21 protein-coding genes and 5 pseudogenes are annotated in these 21,507 nt (G+C 57.8%); 13 read left to right on the top strand and 13 right to left on the bottom strand.

Going from position 1 to position 21,507, the window contains the following annotated elements; translation table 11 throughout:
- Positions 1–162: 162 nt before the first annotated feature.
- From trbI to RMR16_RS23780, 3 genes and pseudogenes are all read right to left on the bottom strand, one after another.
- Positions 163–1,485 carry an IncP-type conjugal transfer protein TrbI gene (gene trbI / locus RMR16_RS23790; protein WP_320202042.1) on the bottom strand — a complete coding sequence of 441 codons (1,323 nt, stop codon included), beginning with the start codon at positions 1,483–1,485 and terminating at the stop codon, positions 163–165.
- 11 nt (positions 1,486–1,496) lie between these two features.
- Positions 1,497–1,937: a conjugal transfer protein TrbH gene (gene trbH, locus RMR16_RS23785; RefSeq protein WP_320202041.1), complete on the bottom strand. Its 441-nt coding sequence runs from the start codon at positions 1,935–1,937 to the stop codon at positions 1,497–1,499.
- A 92-nt stretch (positions 1,938–2,029) separates the two neighbouring features.
- Positions 2,030–2,323, bottom strand: a pseudogene (locus tag RMR16_RS23780) (alcohol dehydrogenase catalytic domain-containing protein); the annotation flags it as partial.
- A gap of 143 nt (positions 2,324–2,466) precedes the next feature.
- Here RMR16_RS23780 and RMR16_RS23775 point away from each other — a divergent pair.
- Entirely contained in the window at positions 2,467–3,435 is a 969-nt protein-coding gene (locus RMR16_RS23775) for an AraC family transcriptional regulator (RefSeq protein ID WP_320202040.1), read from the top strand.
- 21 nt (positions 3,436–3,456) lie between these two features.
- Here RMR16_RS23775 and RMR16_RS23770 read toward each other — a convergent pair.
- Positions 3,457–3,861, bottom strand: a pseudogene (locus RMR16_RS23770) (pyruvate carboxylase); the annotation flags it as partial.
- A gap of 177 nt (positions 3,862–4,038) precedes the next feature.
- Entirely contained in the window at positions 4,039–4,998 is a 960-nt protein-coding gene (locus RMR16_RS23765; RefSeq protein ID WP_320202039.1) for an AraC family transcriptional regulator, read from the bottom strand.
- 188 nt (positions 4,999–5,186) lie between these two features.
- Here RMR16_RS23765 and RMR16_RS23760 point away from each other — a divergent pair, with 188 nt between their 5' ends.
- From RMR16_RS23760 to RMR16_RS23750, 3 genes are all read left to right on the top strand, one after another.
- Complete coding sequence (locus tag RMR16_RS23760) at positions 5,187–5,930, top strand: SDR family oxidoreductase (protein ID WP_320202038.1); 744 nt, start codon at positions 5,187–5,189, stop codon at positions 5,928–5,930.
- Positions 5,931–6,067: 137 nt separating this feature from the next.
- Entirely contained in the window at positions 6,068–7,153 is a 1,086-nt protein-coding gene (locus tag RMR16_RS23755) for an alpha/beta hydrolase (RefSeq protein WP_320202037.1), read from the top strand.
- Between the two features lie 86 nt (positions 7,154–7,239).
- Positions 7,240–8,514: an MFS transporter gene (locus RMR16_RS23750; protein ID WP_320202036.1), complete on the top strand. Its 1,275-nt coding sequence runs from the start codon at positions 7,240–7,242 to the stop codon at positions 8,512–8,514.
- Positions 8,515–8,578: 64 nt separating this feature from the next.
- On the opposite strand, the gene RMR16_RS23745 is transcribed toward RMR16_RS23750, so the two are convergent.
- The gene (locus tag RMR16_RS23745) at positions 8,579–9,331 is read right to left on the bottom strand and encodes an AraC family transcriptional regulator (RefSeq protein ID WP_320202035.1); all 753 of its coding nucleotides are present in this window, start codon (positions 9,329–9,331) and stop codon (positions 8,579–8,581) included.
- 19 nt (positions 9,332–9,350) lie between these two features.
- On the bottom strand, positions 9,351–9,491 hold the full coding sequence (locus RMR16_RS23740) for a hypothetical protein (RefSeq protein WP_413786054.1): 141 nt from the start codon (positions 9,489–9,491) through the stop codon (positions 9,351–9,353).
- A gap of 136 nt (positions 9,492–9,627) precedes the next feature.
- Here RMR16_RS23740 and RMR16_RS23735 point away from each other — a divergent pair, with 136 nt between their 5' ends.
- The 3 genes from RMR16_RS23735 (at position 9,628) to RMR16_RS23725 (ending at position 11,780) form a co-directional block, all read left to right on the top strand.
- Positions 9,628–10,623 carry a zinc-dependent alcohol dehydrogenase family protein gene (locus RMR16_RS23735; protein WP_320202034.1) on the top strand — a complete coding sequence of 332 codons (996 nt, stop codon included), beginning with the start codon at positions 9,628–9,630 and terminating at the stop codon, positions 10,621–10,623.
- A gap of 30 nt (positions 10,624–10,653) precedes the next feature.
- Complete coding sequence (locus RMR16_RS23730; RefSeq protein WP_320202033.1) at positions 10,654–10,947, top strand: DUF1330 domain-containing protein; 294 nt, start codon at positions 10,654–10,656, stop codon at positions 10,945–10,947.
- 83 nt (positions 10,948–11,030) lie between these two features.
- Entirely contained in the window at positions 11,031–11,780 is a 750-nt protein-coding gene (locus tag RMR16_RS23725; RefSeq protein ID WP_320202032.1) for an NADPH-dependent F420 reductase, read from the top strand.
- A gap of 309 nt (positions 11,781–12,089) precedes the next feature.
- On the opposite strand, the gene RMR16_RS23720 is transcribed toward RMR16_RS23725, so the two are convergent.
- The gene (locus RMR16_RS23720; RefSeq protein WP_320202031.1) at positions 12,090–12,938 is read right to left on the bottom strand and encodes an NAD(P)H-binding protein; all 849 of its coding nucleotides are present in this window, start codon (positions 12,936–12,938) and stop codon (positions 12,090–12,092) included.
- A gap of 84 nt (positions 12,939–13,022) precedes the next feature.
- Here RMR16_RS23720 and RMR16_RS23715 point away from each other — a divergent pair, with 84 nt between their 5' ends.
- Positions 13,023–13,403, top strand: a complete 381-nt coding sequence (locus RMR16_RS23715) for a winged helix-turn-helix transcriptional regulator (protein WP_320202030.1) — start codon at positions 13,023–13,025, stop codon at positions 13,401–13,403.
- A 258-nt stretch (positions 13,404–13,661) separates the two neighbouring features.
- Positions 13,662–14,553 (top strand): annotated as a pseudogene (gene istB / locus RMR16_RS23710) (IS21-like element helper ATPase IstB).
- 109 nt (positions 14,554–14,662) lie between these two features.
- On the opposite strand, the gene RMR16_RS23705 reads toward istB, so the two are convergent.
- Positions 14,663–15,043: a winged helix-turn-helix transcriptional regulator gene (locus tag RMR16_RS23705; RefSeq protein ID WP_320202029.1), complete on the bottom strand. Its 381-nt coding sequence runs from the start codon at positions 15,041–15,043 to the stop codon at positions 14,663–14,665.
- 153 nt (positions 15,044–15,196) lie between these two features.
- On the opposite strand from RMR16_RS23705, the gene RMR16_RS23700 reads away from it, so the two are divergent.
- The 4 genes from RMR16_RS23700 to RMR16_RS23685 all read left to right on the top strand — a co-directional run bounded on the left by RMR16_RS23700 (position 15,197) and on the right by RMR16_RS23685 (position 17,174).
- Positions 15,197–15,613 (top strand): DoxX family protein, encoded by a 417-nt coding sequence (locus RMR16_RS23700; protein WP_320202028.1) that lies wholly within the window; start codon positions 15,197–15,199, stop codon positions 15,611–15,613.
- Positions 15,614–15,615: 2 nt separating this feature from the next.
- Complete coding sequence (locus RMR16_RS23695; RefSeq protein ID WP_320202027.1) at positions 15,616–16,359, top strand: SDR family NAD(P)-dependent oxidoreductase; 744 nt, start codon at positions 15,616–15,618, stop codon at positions 16,357–16,359.
- A gap of 66 nt (positions 16,360–16,425) precedes the next feature.
- Positions 16,426–16,818, top strand: coding sequence for a VOC family protein (locus RMR16_RS23690; protein ID WP_320202026.1), 393 nt, complete (start codon positions 16,426–16,428; stop codon positions 16,816–16,818).
- Between the two features lie 56 nt (positions 16,819–16,874).
- Positions 16,875–17,174, top strand: a complete 300-nt coding sequence (locus RMR16_RS23685; RefSeq protein ID WP_320202052.1) for an ArsR/SmtB family transcription factor — start codon at positions 16,875–16,877, stop codon at positions 17,172–17,174.
- Between the two features lie 127 nt (positions 17,175–17,301).
- Here RMR16_RS23685 and RMR16_RS23680 read toward each other — a convergent pair.
- From RMR16_RS23680 to RMR16_RS23665, 4 genes and pseudogenes are all read right to left on the bottom strand, one after another.
- Positions 17,302–17,559 (bottom strand): annotated as a pseudogene (locus RMR16_RS23680) (MFS transporter); the annotation flags it as partial.
- A gap of 270 nt (positions 17,560–17,829) precedes the next feature.
- A pseudogene (locus RMR16_RS23675) lies at positions 17,830–18,266 on the bottom strand (GFA family protein).
- Positions 18,267–18,492: 226 nt separating this feature from the next.
- Positions 18,493–19,101: a class I SAM-dependent DNA methyltransferase gene (locus RMR16_RS23670; RefSeq protein ID WP_320202025.1), complete on the bottom strand. Its 609-nt coding sequence runs from the start codon at positions 19,099–19,101 to the stop codon at positions 18,493–18,495.
- A 181-nt stretch (positions 19,102–19,282) separates the two neighbouring features.
- The gene (locus RMR16_RS23665; protein WP_320202024.1) at positions 19,283–21,400 is read right to left on the bottom strand and encodes a bifunctional diguanylate cyclase/phosphodiesterase; all 2,118 of its coding nucleotides are present in this window, start codon (positions 21,398–21,400) and stop codon (positions 19,283–19,285) included.
- Positions 21,401–21,507: the final 107 nt, after the last annotated feature.

Genomic DNA, 21,507 nt, shown 5'->3' with positions numbered 1-21,507 from the left:
ATTGGGTTGACGGCGGCGCGGTTCTTCGACCGGCTAGGCAGAGAAGCCAACTTTCGCCACCACCGACGGTCAGCGGAGGATTTCTGGCCAGACGCGTAATCAATTTGAGCAAGATACGAAGTAGCGTCGCCTTGAATAGAATCGAACCGGAGAGATCGTGAGTTAGTCTCGATAAGAACTAGGAAAAACAATGTCCTGATCAACCAAGACATTGAACTTGTAACCCTGACGGATCTCAAGTGTCGGCTGCACATCCATGTTGCGCTGAATTGTCCGATCAGCAACCCGCCCGAACGTTTCTGCGAAATTCCGCCGTGTCGCATCCGAGGCAGTGTCCTGGGTCGTCAGCGTCGAGCTTTCCGGAACGGCCATGTCGATCCCCGTTCCGATCAGGGCAATCAGCACCGCCGAGCCGAACGTTTGCAAATAATGGTTGTTCACCTTGTCGCTGAAACCACTATGCCCTTGCGCATCCGTCCCCGACATTCCGCCGATTTGCAAAGTCGAGCCGTTCGGGAAGATGATATCGGTCCACACGACGAGAACGCGTTTCTGACCAAAAGACACCTTGCTGTCATAGCGACCGAACAGTTTCGTGCCTTGTGGAATGAGCAAACGATGGCCTGTCGCGCTGTCGTAAACGCTCTGACTCACCTGGGCGGTGATCCGGCCCGGTAGATCGGAATTGATCCCCGTGATCAGTGTTGCCGGAATGACCGAGCCTCGCTTCAGCTCGAATGGCGATTGTTGAGGCACGACACGATTCGATAGGTAGCCAAGCTCTTTCAGATCGGCGTTGAAGAAGTCCTCCTTGGCGCCTTGGGCATTGGGATCAACGTTTTGACCACCGAGCCCGGCGCGGAGCGCTGCTCCATAGAGATCGGGGGAGCTTCCGTTGTTTGTCGGAACTGTCGCGGCTCTTGCTGTCGTGTCTGTGGTCGCATCATGCGATTCAGCACGCCCGTCCAGTTTGCCGCGATCGATGGCAAGCGGCGCATCATAAGCGGCGTTGTTCGCCTGCAGGCGGGCCATGCGCTGGCGCTGCTGCTCCCGCAAAACCTGTTCCTGTTGCTCTCGCTGAAGACGAGCCCGCCAGACGGCTTCCGCTTCGAGGTCCTGGCCGCGCTGCTGCACCTCGCGTTGGCCTAGCTGTGGTGTGAAGGGATTGCTGTCTTTTTCTTCGACTTGTTTCGTCTCGACGGGCGTCGGCTGGAAGATGGTCTGCTGCTGTGGTTCGCCGATAATACCGTCGGTGACTCCGCGTTTGATCTGGTCGGCATAGGTTGAGGCCGGGTTGCCCGAACTGGTCTCCGGGCCGGTGTCCTTGCCGAAGTACAGTCCGCGCGAGGAGAGCCCGTAAAAGATGACACCAAGGAAAGCGAGCGCAAGGACGATGATGATGGCAATCGGCAGACGGTTGATCCGCCGGATAGTGGACGGGGCCTGGCTGTTTGGGGCGCCGCCGAGATTGAGAGATTGCACCATATGATCCTCCCTCACCCGCGCCGCATGAGCGACAAGGCGCTCGCTGGCGTCGCGCCACTTGCCGTGACGAAATAAGCACGGCCGAGGTCGACGCTATTTGTCGATAGACGGGCCAGCACCTGACCATCTACGGTCAAGATCACATAGGCGAGCGGGATGACCGTTGCGCCGCTATCTGTCTTCTGGTCGGTGACGACGGCATAGCCCCATCCTTTCAGCGCCGCCTCCAGCGCTTGGCCGAAGGGCGAGGTATCAGTTTTCAGCGCAACGGTCGCCTTGCCCGGCCCAATCTGTTCGGCAAGGTGGCTCACCATATCGCCGGCGATTGCGCTGGCGGCGGGACCGGAGATTTCCGGCGGCGCGGTGCTGGAATCGAGCCCTTCTGTTCCGGTCGACTGGCATCCGGAAACAAGGGCGGCGAGACTGCCGACCAGGCAGTCAGTGCCGCGCAAGGGAGCGCAGCGGTTTCTTCGAAGGTGAGATGATCGGGAACCGTGGTCAAAGCCTCTGCATCAATCAGAACGTACTCCGTCAGCCAACCATCCTGTTCCATCTGGTACTGCTCGCGATGGGCAGGAATCCGGCCTCCGAACCAGTTCGGAAAGAAGCTGCTCATGACGCGATCACCGACAGAAAACCGACGGACGCCGGGGCCGATAGCTTCGATGAAGCCCGCACCATCCGAAAGAGGTACATGGTTCTCCACGATACCGAAGGGATAGTGACCCTGCGCGATGATGATATCGCGGTAGTTCAGAGAACTGGCCTGAACACGAACCAGCACCTGACCGGAGCCAACCTCTGGAAGCGCTTCTTCCCTGGCGTTAAGGGTGCTCATGTCGCCCGACTGGGTATGGCGGTAAACTTTCATCTTTCAACTCCTTGCTTGCTTGACTGTAGTGCCAAACTAGCATTGATAGATCGGATGAATAATGCCGTGCGGTCAGCAATTTATGTCTGATCGTCTAATCTGGAGCCGTCATGAACCCGTTCGATGAAATCATCCACCAGATGCAGGTCGAAACCTCCCTCTACGCCCGTCTCCATCTTGGGGTCCCGTGGGGCATCCGGTTCCACACCGGCGAGCATGCCCGAATAGTCGTGATATCGGGAAACGACTGCTGGTTGCGATGGGAGGGCATGACCGACCCGGTCAGGCTGGTATCCGGCACCTGCATGATCGTCCAGCAACAGGTTACTTTCGATCTGTCGGATGTACCCGATCAGAGCGTGATCGCCTGTGAAACACTGATGGTGCCGGAAAAGGATGGCGCGGTAACATTTGGCGGAAGTGGCTTGCAAACCGAGATTGTCACGGCTCGCTTTTCGTTTGACGCGGTCGCGGCAGAGCCTTTGTTTCGCTCAATACCGGCTCTGGTTCATTTCCCGCTCAACGAAACCCATTCCGCTTTGATCAAGGCGACCCTCGATCTCATTGGATTGGAGACCAATGCTCGCGAGCATGGTTCAGGGTTTGTGGTCGATCGCCTGGTTAACACACTGTTCGTGCAGGCACTGCGTGCGCTGTGCAGCAACGACACCGGCAAGACAAGCTGTTGGCTTGCAGGCCTCGGCGACCGACGGCTGGCGCGCACGATCCATGCTGTGCACTCTGATCTCGCCCGCCGCTGGACCGTAGAAGACATGGCACAGGAGGCCGGGCTTTCGCGTTCGAGCTTTGCTGCATTGTTCAAATCGGTGGTCGGTGAAGCGCCGCTGGATTACCTGACTGGCTGGCGCGTCTACCGTGTCAAGATGCTGCTGACAGGAACGGACGAAAGCCTCCTGCGCATCGCCAACCTCGTCGGCTACGACAATGATTTGTCGCTGAGCCGGGTGTTCAAACGGAGAACAGGCATTGCTCCTGGAAGATGGCGGCAGATGATGAAACAAAAAACCACAGGGCGGCGCGCGCTCACTCCTGTTGAGCCCGAATCCGACGCGGCGTGATTTTTTCTGCCTTGGAGTGGTTGAGGCACCTGCGATCTTCAGCGAGTAATTCGTCAGTTCCTGGCGACGTTCGTCGGAGAGGTAAGGCGCTGGTGCGCGTTTCGACAAGCTTCTGGTTACGGCGTTGGATGGAGCAGTCACGCTCGAACAAATGCACGACATTGCCATGCGTATCGCCCAAGATTTGGCTTTTGACGTGGCGGGCGCGCTCCAGAAGTTTTTCCAGATAGACTTCGTCCTTGCCGAACGCAGCCTTCGCCTCGCGCTTGGCTCCGTCACCTCGCGGGCAAGATCTTCCTTTTTACGGATGGCACGCATACCCCGACCGCCACCACCCCAGGAGGCCTTGAGCATCACCGGGTAGCCGATCTCCTCAGCCATCCGCTCCACTTCCGCCATATCGTCGGGCAGCGGTTCGGTTGCCGGGCCGAGAACGACGAAACGGAGAACTACGTCTACGCTATAGCCCTATAATGTTGGCCGGTGGTGGGAAGTGGTGTCGGCTTTAGGTGGTCAGGCAGGCATAGCGGACTTTTATGGCTACACCGCAGTTGCGCAACCAGTCTCGAACCGAATGTCGCGTAGTTACGCCAACCTGGCCACCTAAGCGTTCGCGGTGACTCGCCCGCCAGCGCTGCCCGCGCGTTCACGCAACGTGCCGATGTCCCGTTTGGGCGGCGCACCAAAAAGGCGGCTATACTCGCGGCTGAACTGCGATGGGCTTTCGTAGCCCACATTGAAGGCGGCGGCCGCCGCATCCTGATTTTCGTTCAGCATCAGGCGGCGAGCCTCGTTGAGACGCATCCATTTCTGGTACTGTAGCGGACTCATGGCAGTGAGCTGGCGGAAATGGTGGTGCAGGCTGGAGGCGCTCATCTGCACGTAATTTGCCAGTTCTTCGATGCTCAACTGCCGGGCGTAGTTCACCTTCATCCAGTCGATTGCCCTGGCAATACGGTGGCCTTGGCTGCCGACCGACGCGATCTGCAACAAACGGCCCGCCACATCGCTCTTGAGAAGGCGGAAGTGGATTTCGCGCTCGATCAGTGGTGCCAGCACCTCTATCTCGTCCGGTTGGTCCAGCAGAGCTAACAACCGGGCAAAGGGCACCATCAGCGCTGGCGTGATGGTGCCGAGGGCCGCGCTACTGTCGCACACCCGCTCGCGAGGCGCCGGTAGCCGCACATGTGCAACGAGTTCTGAAATAACTCGAAGGTCGAGGCGCAGTGCTAATCCGAGGCAAGGCTTTTCCGGGCTGCCTTCCAACACCTGGGAGCTGCCCGGCAGGTCGAGGGATGCAATCAGGAAGCGCTCGGTATCATAGGTGTAGGCCTGTTCGCCGATCAGCAACTGTTTGGCACCTTGGGCGACAAACACGATGCTGGGCTCAATGAGACAGGGGGTGGGCCCGGCCTGCTTCTCGCGCCGGAAGAAGGTCAAGTTGGCTATGGCCGTCCCACGGTCGTCCTCGCCCGCTGTCCTTTTCTCAATGGTTTCGGCCAACTGATTTTGAAGCGCGCCGTGCGCGTCGGCGCGGGACTCTGTACGGTCGCCAGAAAGCATGTCGGTCTCCATGTTGCGCATGAGGCATCAATATACCGGGTCCGCTTCGCTGTCGCTTTGAATCTGAGGAGTTTGGCGTATCAGGCAAGAATTTTGCCGGATTGTTCTACCGTCACGCTGATTGACTATGAAATGGTGCAATCAATGGTCAGCGATTGCCTGACGAAGAACATAGAAAGAAGTCCGACATGATCAAAGACAAGGTCGTCATTATCACTGGTGCGTCGTCTGGTATTGGCGAGGCGACGGCACGGTTGCTGGCAAGCCGCGGCGCCAAGGTTGTCCTCGGCGCGCGCCGAGTCGACAAGCTCAAGACAATCGCCGACGCCATCGTCCAGAACGGCGGCGAAGCGGTCTATCAGGAACTCGACGTCACGAAGCAGGCCGACAACGACGCCATCGTGGCGCTCGCCAAGGAAAAGTTTGACCGGGTCGACGTCATCTTCCTCAATGCCGGCATCATGCCGAACTCGTCGCTGTCAGCCCTCAAGACAAATGAGTGGCACCAGATGGTCGAGGTCAACATCACTGGCGTCCTCAACGGTCTCGCAGCGGTGCTGCCGACATTTGTGGCGCAAAAATCTGGTCAGGTGATCGCCACGTCCTCGGTCGCCGGTCTCAAGGCTTATCCGGGCGGGGCGGTGTATGGCGGCACCAAGTGGTTCCTGCGCAACTTCCTAGAAGTCCTGCGCATGGAATCGGCGATGGAAGGCACCAATATCCGCACCACCAACATCTATCCGGCCGCCATCAGCACGGAGTTGCTCGGCACCGTCAGCGAAGCGAGCACTTCGGAGATGTTGCACAAGATGTACGAGCAGTACGGCATTTCGCCGGACCGCATCGCCAGCGTCGTCGAATATGCCGTGGATGCCCCCGAGGACACCACGATCAACGAGTTCACCGTGGGACCGGCCAACCAGCCCTGGTAACGCCAACCGCGCCGGCGCGCCTTTAGGTCGGATAACGATCAACGAACTGAGCCTTCCAGCGGGATTCAGCGCTGCTGTTCAAGCAGCGCCGGTCTCGGCGGGACACTCATGTCTGCAAAACAATAAAGGAAATTCACATGACCGACAAAACTCAAACCTCGACTGAATTCACTCCGACGCGTCGCTCTGTCCTACAGACGGGCGGCGCAATGTTTGCTGCTCTCGGAATGGTGCCGTTGGTGGCCGGGACCAACCCGGCACTCGCGCAGGACGCTGAGTGGGACAAGACGTTCCCGAAAAGCCAAACTGTTGAACATGAGAAGGTCACTTTCCTGAACCGCTACGGCATCACCCTCACCGGCGATCTGTATCTGCCGCAGGACCGGTCGGGTCAGCTACCGGCGATTGCCGTCGCCGGCCCATTCGGTGCCGTCAAGGAGCAGTCGTCCGGCCTCTATGCGCAGATCATGGCCGAACGCGGCTATGTCACGCTTGCCTTTGATCCGTCCTACACCGGCGAAAGCGGCGGCCAGCCCCGCAATGTCGCTTCTCCGGACATCAATACCGAAGATTTCAGTGCGGCAGTGGACTACCTTGGCCTGCATTCTTCCGTTGATCGCGAGCGCATCGGCATTATCGGCATCTGCGGTTTTGCAGGCATGGCCCTGAACGCAGTCGCCGCCGACAAGCGCGTCAAAGCGGTTGCGACCACCAGCATGTACGACATGACCCGAGTCATGTCTCGCGGTTACAATGACAGCACCACCCCGGAGCAACGGGCAGAGGCTCTGGAAAAGATGAGCCTCCAGCGGTGGGTTGATGCCGAAAATGGTACTCCAGCAATGGCTGGCGGGCTCCCCGACAGCCTCGAAGGCGTCGATGCGCCGTTCATGAGAAGGTATTTCGAGTACTATAAAACCCCGCGTGGCTTCCATAAGAACTCGGTGAATTCAACGACAGGATGGACCGCCACCACACCCTTGTCGTTCATGAACATGCCGATCCTGCAGTACATCAAGGAAATCTCGCCACGCCCAACGCTGATCATCGCTGGTGAGAACGCACATTCAAGGTACTTCAGCGAGGATGCCTACAAGGCCGCGGCGGAACCGAAGGAACTCCTGATCATTTCCGGAGCCGACCATGTCGATCTGTATGACCAGGTGAACGTGATCCCGTTCGACAAGCTCGAAAGCTTCTTTGGCGATAACCTCAAAGCCTGAGTGACGCGCGACGTCGGCATATCCTGCCGGCGTCGCCCCTTGGCCTGGCCGCTATGCTGCGAGCGGACCACCTCATCCGAGTAACCTTGATCCTCGCGCGAACGGTCGATTACCCGGTCGAACCCATCGCTGTCTATTTGGAGCACCTCATCGTGACATCGCAAAGCCCTTCTCAGGGATCCGCCGGCAAAGCCGTTTTTTTTATCGCGATTGGCATGTTCGGCCTTTATGCGATCGAATTCGGCGTCGTCGGCATTCTTTCCTCCATCATGGACAGATATCAGGTCAGTATCATTGAAGCTGGCTGGCTCGTCGGCTTTTTCGCGCTTGTTATCGCGATTTGCGGCCCCTTCATGGTGATCGGGCTGGCCCGTTACGATAGGCGCAAGGTGCTGGTGGCCGCGCTCGCCGTCTTTGCGATCTGTAGCGCACTGTCCGCCTTTGCCCCATCATTCCTCGCTCTGATAGCAATCCGTATTCCCGCCGCGCTCCTGCATGCCGTGTTCTTCTCCGTGGCGTTCACGTCCGTTCGGGCCATGTATCCGCCGGAGCGCGCAGCGCACGCTATTGCCCTGGTGTTTGTCGGCACAAGTGTCGGTCTCGTTCTGGGGGTGCCTATAACTGCTTGGATTGAAGCTCGGATCTCGTACGAGGGAGCGTTCTTTTTCATTGCGCTAGCAAACCTCGTGGCCGCGATCGGCGTGTGGTTCATGGTGCCCAGCAGTCCAGCCAAATCCAAGGCAGATAGTAAGTTACCCTTTGGGGTATTGCGACAGCGTCCACTGTTGCTCGCAATTGCTCAGGGGATTTGCGTTTTTGGCGCCATGTTCTCCGTGTATAGCTTTGCTGCCGAATACTTGCGGCTGGAAGGTAGCTTCGACGGAGAAGCAATCAGTGCTCTTCTTGTTGTTTTTGGTATAGGAGGCATCTTAGGCAATCTGTTTGCGGGTCGCATGCTTGGCAGAAACTTATTCAAGACCGTTCTTTTCTATCCGATCGTCCTCTCCCTATCATATCTGGTGCTCGTTGCGTTTGGCGGCGCGGATTTTGCAATCATGTTGGGTATCTGTTTCGTTTGGGGTGCAGCTCACACCGCCGGAATGGTTGTCAGCCAGGTCTGGACGACGTCGTCTGTGTCAGACTCGCCAGAATTCGTCACCAGTCTCTTCGTATCGGCGGGCAATTTGGGCGTGATGATTGGGTCCGCTGTCGGCGGCGTATTCATCACCTGGTTCGGGGTGAGTGGCGCTATTTGGAGCGGATGGATCTTCGCCGTGGCCGCCTCTGGCCTCGCCGTCCTGTCACGCACTGGCAGAGAGACTGACGCTCAGCGGAGCGGCCGCACTGCGTCTGCGCACTAAACGAAAGTCAAAAGAGGCCGCAATGAATGATGCGGCCGCAAGATTTCTGAAGCTCGAATTGCCATCATGCGACGTCCTGTTTAGGCTGAACCGATCCTCTCTGTTTCATCATTTGCCGCCATCTCCCCGGCGCAATACCTGTTCTCCGCGTGAACACCCGGCTCAGCGACAAGTCATTGTCGTAGCCGACGAGGTTGGCGATGCGCAGCAAGCTTTCGTCCGTTCCGGTTAGCAGCATCTTGACACGGTAGACGCGCCAGCCAGTGAGGTAATCCAGCGGCGCGTCACCGACCACCGATTTGAACATGGCCGCAAAGCTTGAACGCGAAAGACCGGCCTCCTGCGCCATAGCTTCGACGGTCCAGCGGCGGGCGAGATCAGAGTGTACAGCGTGGATCGTGCGCGCCAGCCGCCGGTCGCCTAGGCCTGCAAGCCAGCAGCTTGTCTTGCCCGTGTCGTTGCTGCACAGCGCACGAAGCGCCTGCACGAACAATGTGTTGACCAGGCGATTGACTACAAACCCTGAACCATGCTCACCGGCACTGGTCTCCATGCCGATGAGATCAAGGGTCGCCCTGATCAAAGCAGTATGTGTTTGGTTCAGAGGGAAATGAACCGGAGCCGGTATGGACCGAAACAGAGGCTCGGCAGCAACCGCATCGAAGGAAAAGCGAGCTGAGACGATCTCGGTTTGCGCACCGCTTCCGCCGTAAGCCGCCGCGCCGTCCGTTTCCGACGTCACCAGTGTTTCGCACGCGGTTACGCTCTGATCGGGCACGTCCGACAAGTCGAAAGTGACTCGGGGCTGTACAATCATGCAAGTGCCCGATGCCAGCCTAACCAGATTGCTGATCCCATCGCAGCCAGCAGTCACTCCCGGATATCATCACCAGTCTCGCATGCGGACCTGTGTGAAACCGGACGCCCCACGGCGCGCCCAAACAGAGACGGGCGTAAAGCGATGTTTCGACCTGCATCTGATGGATGATCTCATCGAACGGGTTCATGACAGCCCCGAATTGGACGATCGGATATAAATAGCGGACTGCACGGCATTATTCATCCGAACTACCAATGCTAGATTGACGTCACAGTCAAGGATGGAGTTGAAAGTTGAAAGTTTACCGTCATTCACAGTTGGGCAACATGGGGACCCTTAAGGTCCGTCAAGAAACTCTCCCCGAGGTGGGGGAAGGCCAGGTGCTGGTTCTTGTCCAGGCCAGATCTCTGAACTTCCGCGACATTATCGTTGCTCAGGGCCATTACCCCTTCGGCATTGTTGAAAATCATGTGCCCCTGTCGGACGGCGCAGGTGTCATCCAGGCTGTGGGCTCCGGCGTCCGGCGGTTTGCGGTCGGTGACCGGGTCATGAGCACTTTTTTCCCCAACTGGTTTGGTGGACGTATCCCCGACCATCGCGAACAGTATCAGAACGAGCACGACGGCTGGCTGAGGGAAAATCTGGTAATCAGCGCAGAAGCTTTAGCGGTCGTGCCCGACCACCTGACCTTCGAGGAAGCTTCGACACTGCCTTGTGCTGCGCTGACCGCGTGGTCGGCGGTATCGGGGGTCGCCCCTGGCGACACCGTCCTAACGCTGGGTACCGGCGGCGTGTCACTCTTTGCGGTCCAGTTCGCCAAGGCGCTCGGCGCCCGGGTGATCTCCACCACATCCTCGAATGACAAGTTCGATAAGCTCACAGCGCTCGGCGCGGATGGACTCATCAACTACCGCGAGACACCGGAGTGGCACAAAGCGGTGCGCGAACTGACGGGGGGCCTGGGGGCCGACCGTATCGTTGAAGTAGGCGGCCCCGCGACCATTGCTGAGTCCGTCCGCTCGATCCGCGAAGGCGGTCAGGTCTCAATCGTCGGCGCGTTGGGACTGAACGGCGAAGCGATCGATATCATGAAGCTGTTCTTCAGCCAGGCGACCTACAAGGTCATCAGCGTCGGCAGCCGCAGCGATCTGGAAGACATGAACCGTGCGGTATTGGCCCACAAGATCCGCCCAGTGATCGACAGCGTTTTTGCGTTCGACGATGCCCTTTCGGCCTACGACCGCTTAGCGAGCCGAGACGTCTTCGGCAAGGTCGTCATTCGCAACTGACCGGTACTCGAACTCAAGGAGATTTTAGCGATGACCGCTTACGCAATTTTCATCCGCGAGCGCAGCCGCAATCCGAGCGAAATGCAAAGCTACGCCGAGCTGGCGGCGCCTCTGCTTGGGACCTCTGGAGCAACGGTACTCGCCGCTTACGGCTCGCTCGACGTGCTTGAGGGCGCTGCTCCTGAGGGCGCAGTGATGCTCAGCTTTCCCACAACGGGGGACGCTCGTGCCTTCTATGATAGTCCTGAATACCAGGCCGCCGTTCGTCACCGCTTCCTGGGCGCGGACTATCGGTCCTTCATCATCCAGGGCGTCGACGCCTGAGGCCGGCCTGTCGCGCTGATCCGGCGGGACGGTTCCGCCCTGAGGCTTTCAGTTTAAACACAGACACAGAGAATGGAGTAATCATGAATATCGGAATCATAGGCGCAGGCGCCATCGGATCGACCTTGGCCGGCAAACTCGTCAAGGCCGGACATACGGTGAAGATCGCAAACTCGCGCGGCCCCGACACGCTCGGCGACGTCGCGGCGAAGACGGGCGCGACGGCGGTCGCGATCGCTGATGCGGTCAAGGACGTGCAGGTCGTCGTTATCGCGATCCCGCTGAAGAACGTCGCAACCCTGCCGGCCGACCTATTCGCCGGTGTTCCCGAGGACGTCATCGTCATCGATCCCAACAACTACGACGCCAACCGCGACGGCCAGATCGCCGCGATCGACGCGGGCCAGCCGCAAAGCCGCTGGGTCTCGGACCGGCTCGGCCGCGCGGTCGTGAAAGTGTTCAACAACACGCTGTTCCAGGTCATCGCGATCGCCGGAACGTCTGACGACACCACGGGCGGGATCGCGATCCCCGTTGCTGGCGACGATGCGCGCCAGAAAGCAGTCGTCATCGATCTGGTCAAGGAAATCGGGTTCCAGGGCGTCGACGCGGGCAGCATCGACGATTCGTGGCACCAGCAACCAGGTGCGCCAGTCTATCTGACGGACTACGACGCTAATGGCGTTCGCGCAGCACTTGCCCGCGCTGACAAGGCCCTTATCCCTGTGAATCGCGACAAGGGCTTCGTTCAGTTTGGGCAGCAGCTCAAGGCTGATACTACGCAGGCCGACTTTATCGCCATCGTCCGCAAAATCAGCCGCACAACATTCTGACAGGTGACCAGAGCATGCGGCGCTATACGTTCCGCATGCCACACCTTTAAAAGAGGGAGCGCATGGGTATGATCGGGTGGGTTTTCTTGTAAAGCCAACCTGAAAGCGGCGGACAAGTTGAAATGCTCACAGAGAGCCGCAGCATCACTCTGCCTGGTGACCGGGGAGTATCAGTCCAGGCATACTGGCGTTACCACTTCATCCTGGCCGGGTGAAAGTGAAATACGACTGGAGCGCCGTGCCGTTCCAGTCGAAAGACGGTGAATTACCTGGCGCACTTCCATTGAAAACGGGAGCGTCTGAAAAGCTTTATCGGAAGATTCGCGCCAGCCATTGTTCAGTCGTCAAAGGATTGATCCCGAGAAGCTTCTGCGCGCTGGTTTCGTCAGCTATCTCCTGCTTTTCCGTCCTGGCCGTTTCCTCGTAAAGGTGGACAATCGCCGGAGTTGCGGGGCCGGTGAGCGGCTCCAGGATATTGCCAAAGGCTTCCGGTGAAAGGGCCTCGAATTGCACGGATCGACCGAAAAAACGGGAAAATGATACGGCCAGATCAACCCCGGTAGGACCGGGCAACTGCCCTACACCGACCATACCTGTGACAGTCTTGTCGAGGAGGAGTCGCTCTGAAACTTCCGCTACATCGAAATGCGAACTCCACGATACGGCAAAATCAGCGCGGAAGGCGTACCTGAGATTGCCGTCGGTTTTCACAGGCTCGATCACCATGGGCAACAGGAGATTCTCAAGATAGAATTTGGGTGCCACAACCGCGAGGGAGACGCCGCTTTCCTCGATACCGCGGACCAGAATGCCGATTGCAGTTTTCGGGAGGCAGTTCGTGTCACCAGTATCCAGAATATTCCCGCTGGTCGAGACGACCACACGACCGGGTTTAGTATGACGGATCGCTTCCACGATGTTGCGCGCCTGCTGAACGCGGACCGGCTCAGGGCCCATCGGAAGATGCACAAAAATTCCCTCTGCACTGCTATAGGCGGTGACGAGGGACTTCAGACCCATGTCTGTCGCGACTGCGGGTTTGCCATTCAGTCTGGATGGGTCACGAACCGCGGCGATGGCGCTTCTCCCGCTCTCCAATAGGCGATTATAAAGCGGCTCGCCTTGCGCGCCGGTTGCCCCGTGAATGATGTAAGACATTTGGATGCTCCTGCTGAATATGCTAATTGGGCTTTGGTGCAGCAACTGCATCGGTTACGTCAAATGCACTAATGGGAGATTTTGATGCGGCAGAAAGAAATTCCCGACTGCGGTGTTGAAAGGTTCCTGTTGCTGCTTGATGGACCGTGGGCGACCCTGATCATACGTGAGCTGCTCCATGGACCGCAGCGATTTACCGAACTCAAGAAGGGCTTGAAGGGCATCAGCGCGCACACGCTTACTCATCGCCTGAAACGCTTCGAGGATAGTGGCCTAGTCACCCGGACCGCATATGCCGAGATACCACCGCGTGTGGTCTACGAACTGACACCTCTCGGAAGATCGCTTGAACAAATTTTGCTTAAGATGAATAGCTGGGGACTGGGGCTGCTGGAGGCAAACCTGGTAACCGCTGTGCCAGATGTTTTTGTCGAGGCCGAGAGTTCGGCTGTTGTTGTAGCTTGATGTTTTCTGGCCTCTACCGAGACCCTCCTCTAATCCTGATATCAGTAGTCGGCATGTTAACCCCAGGAAGCCGTCCGAAGGCATATCGAAGTCCGCTAGCTCTTTGTCATCCCCGGTTCGGTCCATTCATGGTGATGGACCAGGCCAACCTTGATCCGGGTACCTTGGTCTCGATGAACGAGCACAAAACGATGAAATCCTGAGCTAAATGTGAAAAGGCTCCGGTTATGAGGCCTTGATCGGGACGGGAGAAGCCGCATGAAGAACGCCCACGTCATTGATGAAGCACGGCTCGCCATGATGCTCAACGAACTTCGGCTACCGACCATCAAAACGCTGTGGCCGCAATTTGCCGAGCAGGCGGACCAGGAGGGATGGCCAGCCGCTCGCTTCCTGTCGGCTATTGCCGAGCACGAGCTGGCAGGCGTGCCAATCGCCGAATTGAAAGGCATCTCGCCGAGGCGAACCTGCCGTCCGGAAAGACCTTGGACAGCTTCGCCTTTGACGCTGTACCCATGATCTCGAAGGCGCAGGTTATGGCAATGACCGCCGGCGACAGTTGGCTCGCCAAAGGAGCTAACATCCTCATGTTCGGTCCCCCCGGCGGAGGAAAGAGCCATCTCGCCGCCGCTATCGGCTTTGCTCTGATCGAGAACGGATGGCGGGTCCTGTTCACCCGGACAACCGATCTTGTGCAGAAGCTCCAGGTCGCCCGCCGGGAACTGCAGCTCGAATCCGCCATCGACGAACTCAACAAGTACGACCTGCTCATCCTCGATGATCTCGCCTACGTCACCAAGGACCAGGCGGAAACGAGCGTGCTCTTCGAATTGATCTCGGCACGATACGAGCATCGATCGATCCTGATCACGGCAAACCAACCTTTGGAGAATGGAACCGGGTCTTTCCCGATCCCGCCATGACACTCGCAGCGGTCGACCGGCTCGTACATCATGCCACGATCTTCGAGATGAATGTCGAAAGTTACCGGCGCAGAGCGGCCTTTGAGGAGAAACGACAACGCGGGCGGCCGCCCTCGTTGGCGACAATCAGGACCTCAGTCTTGCCTGTCGCGGAGCGGCAATCAGAAAACGACAAAGATCTTGTCAGCGGCAATCAGCATGATAACTTCATCCCGACTGCGACCTAAGAATCTCATCCAGATTGTCGCAAGCGTCTCATCCTGATCGCCGCGCTATATTTGCAGGCGTTCCACAGATGTGAGTTGAGAAATTGTTACTCTCACAAACCGATGTAGATCAGACTTTGCGCCTTCGTCCGCTCCCGACTGACCGTTTTACGGGCACGGTAGAGCCATATTTGGTCCACCAAGCAGCCAGCGCTTCCATGGTTGGACCCAGCCCGCGCGCCTTATCAGTCATCTCATAATCAACTCGGGGCGGAACCTCCGCGAATATTGTTCGCGACACCAGTCCGTCTTCCTCCAGTTCACGAAGCTGAGCGGTCAGCATATGCTGCGTGATACCCGGGATAGCCTTGCGCAGCTCGCCGAAGCGGTAAATCCGCTGGTTGAGCAGCCACATGATTTCGAGCTTCCACTTGCCCGACAATAACGAGAATGCGCGGCGCATTTCCTCATGCATATTAACTACTTCATGGTCACTGGTATGTTTTTCCATACTAACCCCAAGTTATTCATCCTACTTGTCATCGGCGATGTTACACTACATCTTCCCGGTATGCAGTAGGCTGCGCCGATAAATCTTTATCTCCGGCCGATAAACATCAACACCACCAGTGTTGTCGCGACAGCGGCAGCAGTCGGAGAAGCTATGCTTACGATCTACATCTACTGGATCAGCACGGGTCTGTTGTCCCTGCTCTATCTGTTTTCGGCATTCACCTATGTCACGAAGCCGGTCTGGGTTCGCGGCGTCCTCACGGATCTCGGCTATCCCAGCTACCTGCTGCAGTTCATGATCATCGTGAAGGTCCTTGGCGCCGCAGTCATTTTGTCGCGCTTCAACGTTGCGCTGAGCGATCTCGCTTACGCCGGTATTTTCTACCATCTGATCCTGTCCGGCATGGCGCACCTCGGCGTGAAGAAACCCCAGGGCGCCCTCCCCGCCGTAATCGGAATGATCCTGCTCATCGCGTCCTTCACCACCCAGAATGCTGCGCGGGAAACCCCTTCGGCATACGCGCATCTCGCATCAACTCACTCATCAACAAACATCGAAAGGCTCTGAACATGAACCGTCTTACCGGAAAAGTCGCCGTGGTAACCGGCGGCAGCCGTGGCATCGGCCGCGCGACCGCCAAATTATTTGCAGAGGAAGGCGCAAAAGTTGCGGTCGTGTCGCGAACCCGTGCCAACATCGACGCGGTCGTAGCCGAGATCGAGGCTGCGGGCGGCACGGCAATTGGCGTCGTTTGTGACGTCAGCGACGGCGACCAGATCAAGGTTGCTATCGAACAGGTCGTCGTAGCCTTCGGAGGGATCGACATCCTCGTCAATAACGCATTCGACCCATCCGCGCCTAACTCGTCGATCCTTGATCTGTCAGTCGAACAGCTTCAACGCAATTTCGAGATGGGTCCGATTTCTTATCTGAGGCTGATGCAGGCAGCACATCCACATTTGAAGGCAAGTGGTGAGGGACGTATCATTAACTTCGGCTCGATGGCGGGCGTCATGGGCCTGGCGGGCTACGGTCCCTACAACATGGCGAAGGAAGCGGTTCGGGCGTTGACCCGGACGGCTGCGCGCGAATGGGCCGCCGACAAGATCACCGTCAACAACCTTCTGCCCCTCGCTCTGACATGGGGAGAAGACGCGGGCGTGCCCGAGCCGACTAATCCACTTGGCCGCTACGGCGACCCTGAACACGATGTTGCGCCGGTCGTCCTTTTCCTTGCCAGCAAGGACTCGCAATACATGACGGGATACAGCCTCACCCCGGATGGCGGCTCCCTTATAGACAGCGCACGCTGATCAATCAGCCGCCAACGGTGTTGCCGTTGGCGGCATTGCTCAAACTCCCAACAGAAAGAACATTTCATGATCGATCATCTCAGCTTCGGCGTAACCGACTTCGAAAGATCCGCAATTTTCTACGACCGAGCATTGGCGCCGCTGGGTGTCAGCCGCTTGTTTCACGTCACTTCGGGGCCGGTCGAGAAAGCTGCCTATGGCAATGCATATCCGAATCTGTGGATTGCCGCCGATCCTGCTGCTGTTGGCAAGCTCCACCTCGCTTTCACAGCATCAGACAAAGACGCAGTGGACGCATTTTACCGCGAAGCGTTGGCTTCCGGAGGAACGGACAATGGCGCACCAGGCTTCAGGCCCGAATACCACTCAGGCTATTATGGTGCCTACGTTATCGATCCCGACGGCCACAATATCGAGGCGGTGTTCCACGATAAGACGGCGCTTATCGGCGTTTCCTAAATTGTAGAGCGACCCAAGCAGGACCGGGAGGGAGACCAGTGGCTAGAACATGTCTGATGGATCACGCGAAGGCAGCATCAGAGATACTGTCAGCGGTTGGAAATGCGAAACGGCTGATTATTCTGTGCCATCTCCTCGATGGCGAGCTTGCGGTTGGTGTGCTCGCCAAGGCGGTCGGCCTTAGTCAATCCGCTCTATCGCAGCATCTGGCAAAGCTACGCTCAAGTGGTGTCGTGTCGAGACGTCGCGATGCCCAGACGGGCTATTATTCGTCTTCAAGTGTAGCGGTTCTGGCGATTTTCGAGGCGTTGAAGAGAATATTCGATGCAGACCATCTTTCGACTGTAAAAGCCTAGCACTCGGATCACGGTCGCGCGTTCCAAGCGTTCCTAGTGTCGGACATAGTTGCACCACCTATGTCAGTGATACCAAGTCGCGCGCCTGTGCCAAGCCGCCGACGGTACAGCCGTCGGCGGTGATGAATTACTTGGAACATGACTTGCGAGCGAGGCGCCGGGTTAATTCAGCCATCACAGCTGCCGCGGCCAGGAGGCCAGCACTCAAACTAAAGGTCAGCGGATATCCACTGGTGTCATAGATGAGTCCACCGATTGTGGCACCAATCGTGATCGCAAGCTGGACGACAGCGACCATCAGGCCGCCACCTGCTTCCGCCGCGTCTGGCGCTGTCTTGGCCAACCACGTCCACCACCCGACCGGCGCCGATGTTGCGAGCAGTCCCTAGGCAGCAAGCGCACATGCTAGACTGGGCTGCTGCATCTCCCGACGCTAAACTACATCGACTGTCGCCGGATAGATGAGCAGGTGATTGTTTAACGACGACTGAGCCAGACGCCTTGAACGGATACGAACCCAAGCCGCTGGAGCGATGTCTTTAAACTCTTGCTTACATTGATATTTCCCCTTGATCTTGAATATCTCTTGTTGCACCGTCCAACTTAGCCAAGGCTCTGTATTTGCGAGAATAACGCTGGACGATGACCTATGATTTTAGAACGCTCTCGCATCCAGATTTCGAGGATCTTGTCCGCGACTTGGTAGGGAAACACTTCGGCGTAACGTTCGAGGCGTTTTCTGCCGGCCCAGACCAGGGAATTGATGGTCGGCATTCGAAGGCCGACGTAACGACCGTAGCAAAAGAACCACCGCCACTCCTATCCAAAACGGCGAGTTATCGGGTTTCCAATAGACTGTCGAACCGCAAGTAGGACAAAAATACATGCGGACCCTGCGACCACTATCGCCGCTACGAGCGAATTCTGTCGCTTTTCCAGATATTTCGACACACTTAACGGAGTAAAGGCAATGGCGCTGAACGGCGCACCAGTTCTTCGCTGACAAGCCAAACAGTGACAAAGCGCAGTCAATTGTGGTGGCTCGCTAACCGTGAGTCTGAGGGCGCCGCAGGCGCATTGGGCGGTAGCCATGGAAACTCCTTCCGCTAGTGCGGTGAGATTATGTTGATGTTGGGAGAGTGAGGCGGCCGGCTTGAAGCGCAATTCGTTGCGAAGTGCTATGCCTCGAGGCTGAAACCAGATGCAATTTTCAGGTCTGCCGTAGCATCAAGGTAGGTCCCACGAACGTTGAAGTCCAGAGGGAAGGAAATAGGCGGTCGACTTTTCCGCGCTGCAAAATAGGATTTCCGCGACGCTCTTACGGCTGCCGCTGACGCGCCAGCCAGACCGTGTGCCCGCTACAGTCAGGGTCTTCCGCAGTATGGGTCACCACATCAAAGCCATTCCGGTCTAGCAGTAGGCGGTACTCGTTGGGGTCGAGGCTGGCATGATAAAGGGGTTCCCCTTCCAACGTGCCTAAAACTTCGCCAAAGGCGGGGCCGCTGGTGAACAGCAATGGGGCCTCCGGTTCGGCATGGTCGCGGAAGAGAGGGAACATCATACGCTGATCGTGCGGCGCAAGGTGAAAGAAACTGTCCCAAGCAATCAACCCGCCATATCTCCGATCCAGTTTCAGCGAGCGCATATCCGCCACTCTTCCCGTCTCGCCGGGCAGGTTCGCCCGGAACAGGGCGATCATCTCGGGCGAACCGTCCACGCCGCTAACCGGATGACCTCTGCCGGCGAGGTAACGGGCGATAGGCTCTCCTGATCCGCATCCAATGTCGAGCACCGCCGTCCCTCGGGATAGCATGTCGGCAAATCGCTCGATCCACGCGCGCTCCGGCATGACCGTGCCGCGCGCGGTTGTCCATGCACCAGCATGGCGACGATAAAGATCTATGATGCGGTCGGCGGCGTCGATCACGGTCTTATTGGTGACTTCCTGTTTCCGGCTGGTGCTACGACCCCAAGATACTGAGGGCTCGAATATACAAAATCTCTAACTGAATCCGACGGCGGCCGCGCCGAACAGCACCACTTTGAGGCTTCGTGGTAGCCCTGTAGGACAACCCGTTTAGAGACGCCTCTTAGATGAAGCTATGATATCAGGCTGCAGACTTGAAGAATGTTTCTTCAACCTGTTCACCGCCCATCGGCCTTCCGACCAGGTAGCCTTGCAGTTGGTCACAGCCGGACTCTGCCAAGGCGTTTGCCTGAGCTTGTGTCTCAACCCCTTCGGCGGTCACCGGAATGTCCAGAGCTCTGGCCAGCGAGAGCGTCGCATTAAGGATGCCCGCGCCCCTGTGATCGTCCAGCGCAATAACGAGCGATCGATCGATCTTCATACGGTCGAACCCAAACTCGCGCAGCGCGCCAATGCTGGCATAACCACACCCGAAGTCGTCGAGCGCAAACTTTACGCCAATCGCTTTCAAGCGGGCAAGCGTTCGCTTTGCCTGCTCAGGATTCGACATCAGGACACCTTCGGTAATCTCCAGCGTCAGGCGCTTTGGATCGAAGGCTCTCGTCTGCAGCACCTCTTCGACGAGGGCGGCAAAGTCGGGGTTGCGCAATTGCACCGGGGAGACATTCACCGACAGGCCGATACCGTTCCAGGAGGATGCCGTTTCAACAGAAATTTCAAGAATGTGTCGACCCAACTCATCGATAAGGCCGGCCTTTTCAGCGACGCCTATGAAGACTTCTGGACTGACCGGCCCCGTCTCCGGCGTCCATCGCGCAAGCGCCTCCACGCCACGCAGGGAACCCGTCTTCGCGTCGACCAATGGCTGAAACACAGGACGCACTTCCTTTCTCTCGATCGCCTGGCGAAGCTTTTCTTCCATCTCCGATCGTTCGTGGCGCCGCTCGTCCAGGATAGTCGAAAAATTCACAACCCGTCCTCGGCCACTCTCCTTCGCCTCGTAAAGGGCCATGTCAGCCCGTCGCAGAAGTTCGTAACCATCGGAAACGTCGGTACCGAGTGGTGCGGTGCCGATGCTCGCACCGACCTCGATCGTTCTGCCGCCAATCCTGAACGGTTCCTGTAAGGCGCTGATCAAGCTTGCTGCCGTGTCGCCAATGGTTTCAGCTTTGCAGAGGAAGGCAAACTCGTCGCCGCCGAGACGCGATACTGCTTGCGCGTGTGGAATGGTCTCTTTCAAGCGCTCACCGACCAGACCGATCAACCGGTCGCCGATGGCATGACCCCAGGCGTCGTTGACTTCCTTGAAGCCGTCGAGATCCACCAGCGCCAGTGCCACTCCGTGATCCGAAATTGCCGTCGCCTCTTCAACCAGTTCGAAGAGCCCGGCTCGGTTGAGGAGCCCCGTCAGACTATCGTGGTGAGCCTTGAGGCGCGCCGCGGCCGTGTCGCGCTGTAAACTGCGTATCGTTGCAACGGCAGTGGCGATGATCGCGAGGAAGAACGCAACGAGAAAAATTCCAGCAAGCGCCAGATAAGTCCGAACCCCTTCGTAGGTCACGCTACCCGGCATGCGGCTTGGCCATTGCAGATAGCCAACGGCACGACCGGTTTCGCCCACAAGCGCCATGCTAAGTTCACCCGGACGCGGGGCGGAGACCAGTTTCAGGCCATCAATGTCAAATGTCGTCTCCAGCTGGGCAATGACATCGTTCGTCAGAAGCTTTGCAAACAAAAGCGTGCTCACCGTGTCGCCCGGGGGGCTGTCGTTAAACGGTTGTATCGCGCCGGCTGCGACAAGATAGATACCTGTCTTGGTCGGGACGAAGGCCGTCACAGGCTTCTTTCCAGACTTGGCGGCTTTGTCCGCCAGCTGGCCAAGGGAATTCCCAAAGAAAGAAGCGGGTTCGAACGGTTCGCCCTTCTTATACGCGCTAAGAGCGCTTCGATCGGGCTTGAGGACGATGGCGACGTCGTAGAGCGGGTAATCCTCGGTTGTCTTACCCCAGTTTTCGAAGGCCCAGCTGGCTGCGTCCGGTGACCCTATATGTGCGTAGGCGTCATCCCAAATGGCGTTGTCGCGAACGGTCGAACCGAGTCGTGCCTGAAACGAGCGGATGGCAGCCGTGGCCGCCTGTGTTGCGCGGGCGTCGTCGATCACGTCAGCCTTATCTCGCATTTGCATCACCGCCGTGATGACAAGGGCCGCGATCAGAAAGATGACGCCGGTGAAAATAACGGTGAGAAGAGCGACGCGCTGCGTCCGGGAGGGAGCGCGCTTTTTTGAGAATAGTGCCATTTCGATCGACCTGCTGTGCATTACAGCCACACAATGCGTCAATTTCACCAATGACTAATTAAAGAAGGTTGGCAAAATCCTGCAACCGCGTGCGCCGGTGCTCAGCC

Origin of the sequence: Agrobacterium sp. rho-13.3 (genome assembly GCF_033957765.2) — a bacterium.
Taxonomy (GTDB): domain Bacteria; phylum Pseudomonadota; class Alphaproteobacteria; order Rhizobiales; family Rhizobiaceae; genus Agrobacterium.
This window is presented reverse-complemented; position numbering and strand designations above follow the sequence as displayed.